This is a genomic window from Bradyrhizobium sp. (genome assembly GCF_035935975.1).
In the GTDB taxonomy this organism is placed as follows: Bacteria; Pseudomonadota; Alphaproteobacteria; order Rhizobiales; family Xanthobacteraceae; genus Bradyrhizobium.
In genome coordinates this window covers 176,365-187,716 of the sequence record NZ_DASYWN010000064.1, presented here as the reverse complement: position 1 = coordinate 187,716, position 11,352 = coordinate 176,365, and the positions used below count along the sequence as shown (strand labels likewise).

At 63.6% G+C, this 11,352-nt stretch carries 12 protein-coding genes; 3 read left to right on the top strand and 9 right to left on the bottom strand.

The annotated features are described in order from the left end of the window. From repC to repA, 3 genes are all read right to left on the bottom strand, one after another. Positions 1–1,187 (bottom strand): plasmid replication protein RepC (repC, locus tag VGR99_RS40065; protein WP_326905462.1); only part of this gene is annotated, 1,187 nt, incomplete at its 3' end. A 252-nt stretch (positions 1,188–1,439) separates the two neighbouring features. Beyond that, on the bottom strand, positions 1,440–2,438 hold the full coding sequence (repB, locus tag VGR99_RS40060) for a plasmid partitioning protein RepB (protein ID WP_326905461.1): 999 nt from the start codon (positions 2,436–2,438) through the stop codon (positions 1,440–1,442). Next, positions 2,438–3,658, bottom strand: coding sequence for a plasmid partitioning protein RepA (repA, locus tag VGR99_RS40055; RefSeq protein ID WP_326905470.1), 1,221 nt, complete (start codon positions 3,656–3,658; stop codon positions 2,438–2,440). The genes repB and repA overlap by 1 nt, the downstream gene beginning before the upstream one ends. 1,579 nt (positions 3,659–5,237) lie before the next feature. On the opposite strand from repA, the gene VGR99_RS40050 reads away from it, so the two are divergent. From VGR99_RS40050 to VGR99_RS40040, 3 genes are all read left to right on the top strand, one after another. Further along, positions 5,238–5,483 (top strand): type II toxin-antitoxin system VapB family antitoxin, encoded by a 246-nt coding sequence (locus VGR99_RS40050; protein WP_326905460.1) that lies wholly within the window; start codon positions 5,238–5,240, stop codon positions 5,481–5,483. Next, the gene (locus tag VGR99_RS40045; RefSeq protein ID WP_326905459.1) at positions 5,483–5,878 is read left to right on the top strand and encodes a type II toxin-antitoxin system VapC family toxin; all 396 of its coding nucleotides are present in this window, start codon (positions 5,483–5,485) and stop codon (positions 5,876–5,878) included. The genes VGR99_RS40050 and VGR99_RS40045 overlap by 1 nt, the downstream gene beginning before the upstream one ends. Positions 5,879–6,145: 267 nt before the next feature. Further along, positions 6,146–7,357, top strand: coding sequence for an RHE_PE00001 family protein (locus VGR99_RS40040; protein WP_326905458.1), 1,212 nt, complete (start codon positions 6,146–6,148; stop codon positions 7,355–7,357). Between the two features lie 142 nt (positions 7,358–7,499). Here VGR99_RS40040 and VGR99_RS40035 read toward each other — a convergent pair whose 3' ends face one another. The 6 genes from VGR99_RS40035 to VGR99_RS40010 all read right to left on the bottom strand — a co-directional run bounded on the left by VGR99_RS40035 (position 7,500) and on the right by VGR99_RS40010 (position 11,352). Next, positions 7,500–7,814 carry a DUF736 domain-containing protein gene (locus VGR99_RS40035; RefSeq protein ID WP_326905457.1) on the bottom strand — a complete coding sequence of 105 codons (315 nt, stop codon included), beginning with the start codon at positions 7,812–7,814 and terminating at the stop codon, positions 7,500–7,502. A 648-nt stretch (positions 7,815–8,462) separates the two neighbouring features. Beyond that, positions 8,463–9,389: an ArdC family protein gene (locus VGR99_RS40030; protein ID WP_326905456.1), complete on the bottom strand. Its 927-nt coding sequence runs from the start codon at positions 9,387–9,389 to the stop codon at positions 8,463–8,465. A 289-nt stretch (positions 9,390–9,678) separates the two neighbouring features. Next, positions 9,679–10,266 (bottom strand): hypothetical protein, encoded by a 588-nt coding sequence (locus VGR99_RS40025; RefSeq protein ID WP_326905455.1) that lies wholly within the window; start codon positions 10,264–10,266, stop codon positions 9,679–9,681. Positions 10,267–10,655: 389 nt separating this feature from the next. Continuing rightward, entirely contained in the window at positions 10,656–10,982 is a 327-nt protein-coding gene (locus tag VGR99_RS40020) for a hypothetical protein (protein WP_326905454.1), read from the bottom strand. Continuing rightward, positions 10,979–11,158, bottom strand: a complete 180-nt coding sequence (locus VGR99_RS40015; RefSeq protein WP_326905453.1) for a hypothetical protein — start codon at positions 11,156–11,158, stop codon at positions 10,979–10,981. The genes VGR99_RS40020 and VGR99_RS40015 overlap by 4 nt, the downstream gene beginning before the upstream one ends. Next, positions 11,155–11,352, bottom strand: coding sequence for a hypothetical protein (locus VGR99_RS40010; protein WP_326905452.1), 198 nt, complete (start codon positions 11,350–11,352; stop codon positions 11,155–11,157). Before VGR99_RS40010 ends, VGR99_RS40015 begins: the two co-directional genes overlap by 4 nt.

Below are 11,352 nucleotides of genomic sequence, written 5' to 3'. Positions count from 1 at the left end.
TGCTTCTTCCAGAGCGCCATGATCTGCGGTCCGATGGAATAATTGCCGGCCCTAGCTTTCGCCGTAAGACCCCGCAGGTATCCGCCCGGGCTTTTGACCTCCGCCGAGCGTTGCAGGATCGCGGCGATCGTAACCGCTGCATCGCCCTCCCCCATCGCGTCCACGGCGTCTTCCCAGGCGCTCGGGCTGACCCCCAGCGCCGATCGAACAACCGCGGCCGTCGCGATGAATTCGGGCCAGCTTCCGATTCCTGTCCGCGAGTACATCGCGATGTCGGGGCAAGCTTTGAGGATCAGCCCCAACGGGAATCCCGTCGTCTGTTGGCTCCTCCTCTCCGGCACCGGTTGGGTTTCACGGATCGGTCCCCCGCCTTCTTGAGAGGCTGGTTCAAGTTCAATAAAGGGGTCTGGATTTGAATTCTGATAGTGCGCGCCGGAATGGCTGTCATTGCCGTCCGTTTTTTGTGCAGAGAGATGAGAATCCAACAGCTTGCCCGCCTCTGCGGCGAGACGCTCCAGGCTTTCGGCAAGAGGTTCGAGGAGGCCTAGCCCGGCCACTCGCGGCAAGCGGCCACTGAGGCCGGCGAAGCGCCTCCGGACATCCCCCCAGTCGCCCTGGGCCCCCTCCTCCGCTGCGACGGCAATCATCTTGGCTATATCCCGCCGGAGTATCGAGACACGCTCCCGCGCCAAGGCAATGGTGCGACGCTCGATCCTCACCTCGTCGGCCAGACGATCGAACTCCTCGGCCCGCGCCACGATCGGCGTCAGGTCGAACCCGAACGCCTGCTCGATTGTGCCATCGCCAGATCGCCGAGCGTATCGCTTTCCGTTGGGGCTATCGCGGCGGATGATGAGTCCCGCGTTGACCAGCGCGAAGAGATGCCGGCGTAGCGTAGTCCCTGCCATGCCGTGCGTGCGCTCGCTCAGAGACGCGTTCGAGGGAAAGACAACGAGGTTGCCAGGGGTGAGAGCCGTCTCCGGTAGACACGTCAGCAAGCCGTTGAGCACGGTCAACGCACGATCCGAGATATCGAGCCGCTCCCTCGCATCGGTGATCGCGCGGAAGATCTTCCACTTGTGAACTACTCTGTCTTCAGGGCATGCCTTCGCGGCCGCCTGGCTCGCCACCATGGCAAGCGACAGCGTCCGCCGCCCGAAGGGCGTCGTTGGGTGACTGTCGGTCATGTTCTTCGCCTTTCCAGGCAAAGAAAAAGCGCTCGGCGAATCGATACCGCAGCAAATACGCTTGACTGGGATTCGCGTCCGTGATTCTCTAAGGCTGCTTACACGTTAGAGAAGGCTTCCGGGCGGAGACGTTTCGGGGGCCTTTTTCTTTGCGTTCTACTCCTCTGTTAAAAATCGATACGCCTACTGATCGCGCGGCAAGCCTTCTTTTGCTGGCTGCGCCATGTTCTGCAGAAGCCTCGGGAAGCGCGCTTATGCAGTTCCCTTGAGGTACTCCACGTAGAGTTCACCTAGTCGCCCTACGACGAATTCGCCGAACCCAGGAGCGACCTTTTCGTTTACCGCGAGGGTGGTCTTTTCCGTTTTGCGGTCGATCGAGGCGACTGCCTTGCCGTCGGCCGATGTCCAAGACTCGGGTTCCGTTCGCTGCGGCCTGGGCGCAAGCGCTGCGCAAACGGCAAGGAAGCGCGCATCCGAATCTTTACTTAGAAAGGCCTGGCTCGAAATCAGCGGCGCCAAGTCGCCGATTGCTTCCTTGCCCTGGAGCAAGGCTTCGAGCTCCATCCACCGTCTCCGGCCAGTTTTCGGCGCTGGGCCGATTGCGTCGATCAACGCACGCGGAATAGCGCGGCCGACCGAGATCAGGCGAGAGAGTTCGGTCTTGTCGACGCTGAGGGCGGAGCCGATCGTGTCGCGCTTGAACTCGCGGTCCTCGAGGGTGACGGCGTATATTGCCCTCTCGATGAACGAAAGATCCTTCCGCTCGCCATTCTCCTTGCCTTGTGCCACCACGAGCTCTTCGTCGGTCATCTTCCTGATGACCGCACGGACCGGCCTTCCGAGCGCCTTCAGCGCCCTCACTCGGCGATGACCGTAAGCCGTCTGGTAGCGGGTCGGCTGACTGGGATGAGGGCGCAGCAAAACGGGAACGAGCTGGCCGTTGGCAGAGATCGATTGGACCAGAGCCTCATGCTCTTCGTCGGTACCAGGCATCCGGTCGGGCACGATCGATGCGTCGATCAGCGAGGGATCGATTTCGAGCACTGTCTCGCCATTGGCGAACCGATCGGCCAGCGCTCTCGCCGCTTCGCTCTCGGCAGACAGCCGCTCAAGCGATCGGCTCATGGCTCCGACAACGCCACGCCCGCCGAGGGTCGGCTGAGGTGCCCTTCCCTCCTGCGCCGGCGGCGCGCTCGGAGCGGCCTGCGTGGCATCGCTCAGCAGATCGCTGAGTAGGTTCTTGCGTCCCATCAGGCTCTCCCCCACGCCGCTTGCATGAGATTCTGGATCTCCCCATTGACGCCGTCGAGCGACTCCATCGCGCGGTCGTAGGTCGATCGCGTGAACTGTTCGCGCGGCACCTCGTAGAGGGTTTGCTTGGTGATGCCGGCGTCGCTGATTGCAGTGCTTTTCAGCATCATGTTTGTGATCATGCGATCGCCGAAAAGCGATCTCATGAATCCGACCATCTGCGCCTGGGGACCATCGCCAGGTTCGTAGCGAGTGACGAGATATCTCATCCAATCGTAATTCATGTTGCCGCCGGCCTTCGCGACGACTTCCAGCAAGTCCGAGGTCATCAGGAGAAATTGCGACATCGACATCACGTCGAGCATCTGGGGATGCACCGGGATGAGGACCGCGGTCGCGGCGCATAGCGCCGACAGCGTGAGAAATCCCAGCTGGGGCGGACAATCAATGACCACGGCGTCGTAATTCGCCTCCACCGACCCGAGCACCGTCGCCACCCTTGCGAAGAAGAGTGGATCTCCGGACTGCCGCTGGGCCAGAGCCTTGGGCGTCTCGTGCTCGAACTCCATCAGTTCGATGTTTGCTGGCACGATATCCAGGAGCGGGAAGTAGGTCCGTCGGATGATGTCGCTCAGTTCGCGGCGGCTGTCGTCGTAGCGGATGGCACCATACAAGGTGCCGTTCTCTTCGACGTCGAATTCGGGCTGGTATCCATGTAGCGCCGACAAGGACGCCTGAGGATCGAGGTCGACGGCAAGAACGCGATATCCCTGCAAGGCGAGGTGCTGGGCCAAGTGTGCCGCGCTGGTGGTCTTGCCGCTGCCGCCTTTGAAGTTGACGACGGCTATGACCTGCAGGTGCTCTCCTTCCCTGCGCGTCGGCAGATATCGGCGCGAGGCCTTTCCGGTCTCGTCGAGATAAGTCCGAAGGGCCTGGATGTCGCCCAAGGAATAGAGTCGTCGGCCGGCCGGCCCGATCTCGGGATCGGGCCCCTTCTTCTCGAGCGACAACTGCCGCAAATAGGAGTCGTTCACGCCGATCAACTTGGCCGCTTCGCCGGACGAGAATCGACGTAAGGTTTTGGCGGCTTTCGGCGGGAAGAGTTTCAGCCTGTGGGCGACAAGCTTCGCCGACAGCTCGCGAGCGTCCGCAGCGATCAGTTCATGGATCGCGCGAGGCTCATTTAACGCCGAATGATCGGCGGCAGTTTGCTCTGTCAAAGACACGGCGGCATCTCGTGGTTACGACATTTTGCCGAAAACTCTACATTCGGCGTTAGTAACTCCGATTCTGTATCGCTCGGCAATGAAGAAAGGGTTAACGAGACATTAAGGCGGGACGGCGCTGGCTAGGCCAACGAACCAGTCGTGCAAAGGCCGAGCTCTGCGCGTATCGCGATTCAACGGGGCAGCGACAATGCGGTCGCAAAGCGGTCCCCTCGCTCGGCGAAGTTCGCCCGCAATCACCGTCAGCTATCTAAAACGTGGCGTCGGCCAGACTGCTCGACGTCGAACTCCTCAAGCACCGCAGGAGTCGTTCGGCGCCACCAGCTACAAGATCGCGGCTCCCTCGCCGTCAAACATCCTGCCGTGGAAGACCCCTCCACGTTCAGAAATCATGATGGGGCCATGAAGATTTCTTCCGCCGAGCAGTAGGCGGCTGCCAGCTCAATGCAGTCTTTGTCTGGGATAGAAAATCTTTGAAGCGCGCGCGATGGAAGTTCTCGGCCCGTGACGAGATGAAGGAGCTTACGATCACAAAAGGAGAGCCCTTCTCTCTAGGACTTCCGAGCGACACACCGGGCGTCGCCAACTTTCTTCGTGGGCTGAGCCGGCTTTGGTCCTTTCGAGCCACTCTACTCCCCGCATCGTCTGCACCAACCGCAAGACGATGCCCCATGTCGGCATCGAGCCAGCGCAGAACCTCATCGCCATCAAAGATCGGCCCGGCCAGAGAAGGGTGCCTATCGATCTAGTCTCGCACCAGCCGGACACTGGATGACGGCCGCGAGCCGAACACCTTCTTGGGCGTATTTCCGAGGACCTCATTCGGACCACCCAAGCGAACTCTCACATCTTCGGCCTGCCCGGGGCCCATGCGCCCCATTAGAGTCGAATTCCAAAAGGCTTTCAGCGGAAGGGCCGGCCAGGCTCTTACCAGACGTGCCCGCCGCAGCTGTGATCGAACATGTTCGCGAGACCAATCTCGGAATTTATGATTTTCGGTCGGCCCAGGCCTGCTGGTCAAAAAAGCTTGCCCCCAGATTGTCGAGTTTGGCGAACCGGATCGGATGTGGTTGGCTCCACCCATCAAGGTCTGGCCCCTACTTCCAGTCGCCTTTCCTAGAGCGAGGGACCGGGCGATGTAGTACCTTGGGAAAGTTGACCGCGGTCAACTTTCCCAAGGCACCGAAGGCCGGACTTATCCCTCGTAATCCTGCGCGAAGTCAGCACCTCGCCGAGTGTAGGAACCCTACCTCGCGCGAGGACTATCCGGTATCATGACACCTATTCGGGTCTCCTTTGCGCTTCGGGGACCCGAAAGTTGACCGCGGTCAACAAGAAAATCTAAGCATCAGTGCGCGCCGGGAATCCCAGGGGCAGGCGCTCCTTTGGAGCGAAGATTCATTCCGTGCCCGAGGGGCTTGGTCCGAAGGAAAGTTAAAGGAGGGGGAACTTCAATCGACGTTAACCATCAAATGCCGCTAGCCTCCCGTGAGGTGACAATTGGCGTCGGCCTTCAAGTGGTGTATCCGCCATGCTATATAAGGATACACAGCGGCGGATAGAGGAGCGCCCGATGGCTTTCCATATCAAGAATCCCGAGACCGACGCGTTGGCCCGCAGGGTCGCCGCGCTCAAGAAGATCGGACTCACCGAGGCCGTGCATACGGCGCTTGCCCACGAGTTGGAGCGCGAGCAGGGCAAGCCGTCCTTGGTCGATCTGGGCGTACAGTTCTGTCGCGATCTCCGGGCCAAAAGCAATCCGCAAAAGGGCAAGCCCGCAGACAAGGCGTTCCGCGACGGCCTTTACGGGGACAATTGATGTTTATCGATGCCTCAGCGCTGACCGCCATGCTGACCGACGAAAATGAAGCGCGGGAGCTGTTGGCTCGCCTTCATCAAGCGGCTACGCGCCTGACCTCGCCGCTGGCAGTGTGGGAAGCTGCGATTGCCGTAGCCCGAGTGCTTGATCTTCCCATCTCTGAGGCTAGCGAAGCGGTCGAGAGTTATCTGGCGCTGATGGAGATCAAGATGGTGCAAGTGCCGCCCGAAACGGCCCGGATAGCGCTCGACGCCTTTGACCGTTACGGCAAGGGGCGGCACCCGGCACGCCTCAATTTCGGGGACTGTTTTGCCTATGCCTGCGCTCGCCACTTAGGGGAGCCCTTGATGTTCAAAGGCACCGATTTCCCGCAGACTGACATCGAAGCTGCATGATGCCGTCGGCGCAGGAGTGCTCAGGGGCAGGTAGGTCGGGAGATACAAATCCTGGCCGACGATCGGCCGGCGATTGGAAGGGCAGGGCCTTCCGAAGAAGGCGGGACTGTCTCAAACCACCAAAATCGATGGCAGCACACGACCCTGTCGGATGGCGCAACTGGCTAGGGTTAGCGCCCTGGGCCGCGGAAGCCACTGACTTTGTGTTCTGACGTCCAATGTTGTCGATAAGAGAGGCTAGCAAGACAACAGAAAGCGGCTGTCGCTATGACGGAATCTATCTGCCTGATAGATTCCGTTTCAACCGCACCTATTAAGGTTATCAAGCCCTTGCTCTTCGGCTACAAAACGCCAGATCCGTTGCCCTGGGCCGCTATTGCTGGCCCGCTTGCGACCGCCGAGGACGCGCTTGCCCGGCTCGACGAGCGCCTCGCAAAGAGCCCAATTCGGGATGGGTGGATCAGCCGAAACCACTTCACCGATGCCTGCGCCAGTCTATGGCTGGAGGGCGAACTCGTCCACCTCGAAGATCTGGTTCTCCATGACGCCGGCATGGATATCCGCGCACCGACCCATGAGCTGACTCGGGCACGCGCCGTACTGCGCACCCGCCGTCGCATCGTCCGGGAAAAGCCCGACTGGGCGTTGTCACCGGCGGGCCTTGCCGCCTTGCGCGGCCTGGACGGGACGGGCGACCTGGATGAGGCAGGGGGCGAGCGCGAAGAGGGTGGAGCAGGGCATTGCGATGCGAGGGAGGCCGGCGATGTGCTGGAGGCGGCGCTCGCACTAACCGCAAATGACGATGGGCTGTCTGAGGCGCTCGCTGCCGTCGATGCCGCGATGGCCAAGACCGATCGCGCCCTCGCCAGCGATAGCCCGAGTCAGTTCCGTCACGCGACCGATCGCGATCCGCTGGTCTACGACATCGATTGGGACGAGGACGACCGCCTCGCCACCTGGCGCGCCAGCGTCGATGAGGCCCACAGCTTGCCGCCGACGCTCGCAGCGGCCATCGCGGCCGACGCATGGCGCAGCATCGAACCGCTACAGCACAGGCCATGGCTAGGCCAGTTGCTGGCGGCGGCGCTGTTGCGTCAACGTGGCAAAACGCGCTCCCACCTCGCCTGCCTGCACGACGGGCTGAAAACCATCCCGCGCGAGCGGCGCCGGTCGCGCGACACCGCGACGCGGCTTGTAGCGGAGCTAGATGCGATCACGGCTGCGGCCGAGGCCGGGTTGAAGGCGCACGATCGCTGGCTCAACCAGCGCACCCTCCTCCTTCGGAAACTTACCGGCCGCCGATCCACTTCCAAACTGCCGGCGCTCGTCGATTACGTGTTGACCCGCCCGGTTGTCTCTGCCGGCATGATCGCCGAAGAATTGGGAATCACGTCACGCGCGGCGTTGAGCCTGGTGATCGAGCTTGGCCTGCGCGAGGCCACCGGGCGAGGGCGGTACCGGGCCTGGGGAATCCTCTAGGAGACCTCGGGGCGGCCGATACAGATCGCACCGCGATCGAGCGGTTGGCCGATATGCGCGCGTTCAAGACCTTACACATCGTTGACCCTGCCTTTCGGCAGGAGAAGGCCTCGCCAGTGGCGAGGCCTTCTTGCGCAGGGTTTCAGTGGCGGCTCGGGCGAGACCAGATGAGCGAGTGGCCTTCCTCGCCTTCGATCTCGACCAGGCTCGCGTAGATCGGCGCCGCGAAGCTCGGGTCGTCGAGCTTGACCGAAAGATAGTCGCGGTTCTGCTCCTGGGACTTCTTCTTCCACGCGGCGCCGAACTCGATGGTGCCGGCGAAGATGCGGTAGTCCGGGGCTTTCTCCGAGGTGCGGTCGGCCGCGACGATCTTGGCCTTCACGGTACCGAGGGCGAGAGTCTTGACGGTGCCCACGAAGCCGTTGCCGTTCACAGTGAAGTTGCCGATGGTAGCCATGTTCGTATCCTCTTCGGTTCTCGGGCCGCGACCACCGCGACCTCGATGGCTGTCGTTGACCGGAGGCGATTGGACCGCACCCGAAGGGCCGCAACGCAGTGGAGGGCGGCCAGGGCGAAGCTTTCTTGACTCGCGAGGAATGGGCGCGCAGCGACCAGCGGAAGAAAGCTGCGAACGGCCGTTGCGGTCATGGAATCGAGGCGGAGTGCAGCGACGACGGCCTTCGGTTAGACATGCCAAATCGAGGACGCACTGGGCGCGTCAGGCCGACCGCGGGGGATATGACTGGTGACAGGCAGCCGTACCGCACGACAACGGCAGAGCCACGTTGACCAAGAGACTCGCCCACGCCCCTGAGGAGTCTTTCGAGGTACGGCCACCGCGAGTGCGATGCCGGACGAACGCAATTCGAGATGCACCGCCCTCACGCCGCTGCGGGAAGAGGCCCATTGAGGAAGAGACGAACATCTGGAGATCCCAGCGGCCCCACGCGGCGAATCCCAGCCGCGCTGGACGAGGTGATGGGGGAAGTGCCTCCGCTTCCGGAAGACGCAAGCGCACGACGGTGCACGCAAGAAGGACCTCGCCGCAAGGCGAGGGCCTTGGTGAGCTCATGAAGAGCAAGGGCAAGACGCGAGCCCGTCGCGCTCATGCCGCCTGGTCGATTTCGGCCGCTTTCGGCTGAAGGTCGTGCAAATAGGTAACAGCGCGCTGCGCGTGCGCCGCCGCCGAAAAGATGAAGCGCTTGTCGTTGGCCAGCACTTCCAGCCACGACGCAAGATAGCTCGCGTGGTCTGCACGCGGCTCGAGCTCCGGCACGATGCCGAGGTCCGCGCTAAGGAAGCAGGCGCCGAGCTCTGCGACAAGCTCCTCGCGGGCGCGCTCGCTGCTGTCCTTCGCGTAGCGGCTGAGATCGCGATTGACGCGGTGCGCCGGCGCGGTCCAGTGTACGCACTCATGCGCGAGCGTGGCCGCATAACTCTCGGCGTCGCGAAAGGTCTCGAACGGCGGCATCTGGATGAGGTCGAGCGCTGGCGCGAAGAAAGCCTTGTCGCCACCGTGCCGGATGGTCGCGCCGATGTTGGCGAAGAATGCGTCCACGTGCGCGATGCGCTGCGCCGGCGGCGTGCTCGGAGCAGGGCGCGCGTAGTAGTGGTCGGGCAGGCCGTCGATCTGATCGACGCAGAACACGGTGTAGGCCCGCAGGAACGGTACGGTCCGCTCGACGTCGTGGCCGTTGTCATCCGTGTCGGTCTTGGTGATCTTGTTTGCGTAGACCACCATCGTTCCGCTCTCGCCCTTGCGGACGTGGCCGCCGAGCTCGAGAGATTGCTTGAATGTCATCCACATCGACGACGTGAAGCCGCGCGACAGTGCTTCCGACCAGAGCAGCACGACGTTGATGCCCTGGTAGGGCATTCCGTTGTGGCGCAGCGGCCGCGTGATGCGCCCAGCCGCGCTTGCCGCATTCCACGGCTTGACCCACGGCCGCACGCCGCGCTCCAGGTCCGCGACGATGCGATCGGTGATGCGCGCGTAGATGTCGGCGCGCGGTTTTCCTTCGTTCCTGCTCATTTCGATGACCTCCGTTCGGGGGCCGCGCCTGTCGCGGCCCCTCACGGGGTCCGCCGCGGCGGCACCAGGCGCTCGCGCACCCGACCGGGCCGCAGCGCAGCGGAGGACGGCGCAGCCGTTGCGCGGGCGCCGTATCCGCCGCACGGACCACCGACCGGGAGGGGCCGCGTTGGCGCGACGTGCCGCTTTTCTTGTTGGATTTGCGGCGACACGAAAAAATGGCCGGTCTCGCGACCAGCCTTCACAGCGGCAACATGTGGAAGGCGGGGCCGAAGCCCCGCCTTGAGGCTTATTCGAAGGCCGCTATCTGGGCCGCGGCGGCCTTCTTAGTGACGGTTTCGCCGGCGTGCTCGGCCTGCCGCTCGAAGGGCTTCCAGGCTTCGCCGATGACCTGCTCGTACGCGGCGACGGCGCCCTCGGCCGCCATGCGGAGCGCGTGCGCCTGGAGTCCCATGTCGGCCGCGAACTCGCGCTTGCGCTGCGCTTGGCTGTCGAAGCCGACGGGGCCGTCGAGGTCCTCATCGCGTGGGTCGTTGGCGAGCTTGGCGGTGGCTTCGCGCGCTTCGGTCACGGCGCGGGAGTAGAACTGGCCGGCGCCGTGAGCCGAACCAACGTAAGCGCCGACGATGCGCTGGAGGTGGATTTCCATCGCACGCTCGCTGAGGCCGTCCTTGAGGGCGTCGGCGGTCTCGATGACGAGGCGCTCGTGCAGCTCACGGATGCCGTCGCTGTCGAGGACCGCAAGGCCGAAGCTCTCCGAGATGCGCAACGTCTGCGCGGAGTCGGGGCAGGCGAGGCGAACCATCTCGAGCGTCGCGCCGCGGCGGAGCGGAATGACGCGGCCGGAGGCGCGAGGGGAGCGGGCGGTCTTGGTCATGATGATATCCTTTCTCGGTTTCACCTAGGGAAGCGGTCCGGCCCTTGGCCGTTGCTCCCTCGGGTGCGGTCGACCAGAACCGGCACTAGCGGGCCGCTTCAGGGGGCGGCGGCTGCCAGGACGAGCATGGGCGGGTTGCAGCCGAGCGGGCCCTCAGGCCTGCGAAGGACGCGGCCCCCCATCGCAAGACGGCAGCTGCCGATCGCTTCGCGACTTGCCCTTGAAGCGGACCGCGGACGGTTCAGACCGCAGCACAAACCGAGGGAGTGACGGCCAAGGGGCAGTCCGCCTCTGAAACCGCGGGAGATCGAGGCCAATCCGCGCCACGCTCGACGTCGCGAACGATCTTCGCGTGCTCCCCTTGCGCAGGGATTCGTCACGGCCTCCGTTCACCGCCACGCGGGGGAAGGGCGGTTGCGCGCCCGAAGCTCGGCGATCGCCGTCTCCTGTCGATCGAGCTTCCGCGCGAGAGCATCGATCTCACCGCGACGAGCCAGGGCGAGCTCCGCGACGTGCTGCTGAAACAACCGCCTATCCGCGTTCGTCCAGCTCGATGCGCTTCGGCCGTGCGGCCGGCGTTTCGCCCGATCGGTGATCGTCATCCGCTCGGCACGTGCCGCGATCTGGCGCTCGATGATGCCCAGATGGCGCTGCGTCTCGGCTTGCGCGACCTCCATGCGCGCGAGCAGAAGGCGTCGATCCAGGGGCTCGATCATCGCACCGTCCCGAGAGGCCACAAGGGCAGGGCGGACTTGTCTGGCGTGTCGTGGTGCGGAAGAGAGAATGCGATTATGGAGGAGAGGTCGTCGCCGGCAGTCATCCAGGCGACGGCGCTCTCTGGGTTGTTGTGCGCATGCACCGGGAGGTTCACGGCGACGAGATACGCTTTCATGACTGGATCCTGTCGGCGCCGGCCGGGTCTTGGCGCGGCGCGTGCACAGACAGGCGCACGGCGTGTTTCCAGGCGTCGACGCCGGTGAAATGTCGTCTGAGCCGCGGATGCCAGACGACGAGGACCGGCGCTTGGCCGTCCTCGTCAGTGGCCGCGCGCCAGCCGAAGGCTTTGGCAATGAGGCGCCAGGGCAC

Coding starts and splice junctions, on each gene's coding strand:
- VGR99_RS40030 (WP_326905456.1), bottom strand. CDS start 9,389: ATGAGCAGGAACGAAGGAAAACCGCGCGCCGACATCTACGCGCGCATC.
- VGR99_RS40025 (WP_326905455.1), bottom strand. CDS start 10,266: ATGACCAAGACCGCCCGCTCCCCTCGCGCCTCCGGCCGCGTCATTCCG.
- VGR99_RS40045 (WP_326905459.1), top strand. CDS start 5,483: ATGTTTATCGATGCCTCAGCGCTGACCGCCATGCTGACCGACGAAAAT.
- VGR99_RS40035 (WP_326905457.1), bottom strand. CDS start 7,814: ATGGCTACCATCGGCAACTTCACTGTGAACGGCAACGGCTTCGTGGGC.
- repB (WP_326905461.1), bottom strand. CDS start 2,438: ATGGGACGCAAGAACCTACTCAGCGATCTGCTGAGCGATGCCACGCAG.
- VGR99_RS40020 (WP_326905454.1), bottom strand. CDS start 10,982: ATGATCGAGCCCCTGGATCGACGCCTTCTGCTCGCGCGCATGGAGGTC.
- VGR99_RS40040 (WP_326905458.1), top strand. CDS start 6,146: ATGACGGAATCTATCTGCCTGATAGATTCCGTTTCAACCGCACCTATT.
- VGR99_RS40015 (WP_326905453.1), bottom strand. CDS start 11,158: ATGAAAGCGTATCTCGTCGCCGTGAACCTCCCGGTGCATGCGCACAAC.
- VGR99_RS40050 (WP_326905460.1), top strand. CDS start 5,238: ATGGCTTTCCATATCAAGAATCCCGAGACCGACGCGTTGGCCCGCAGG.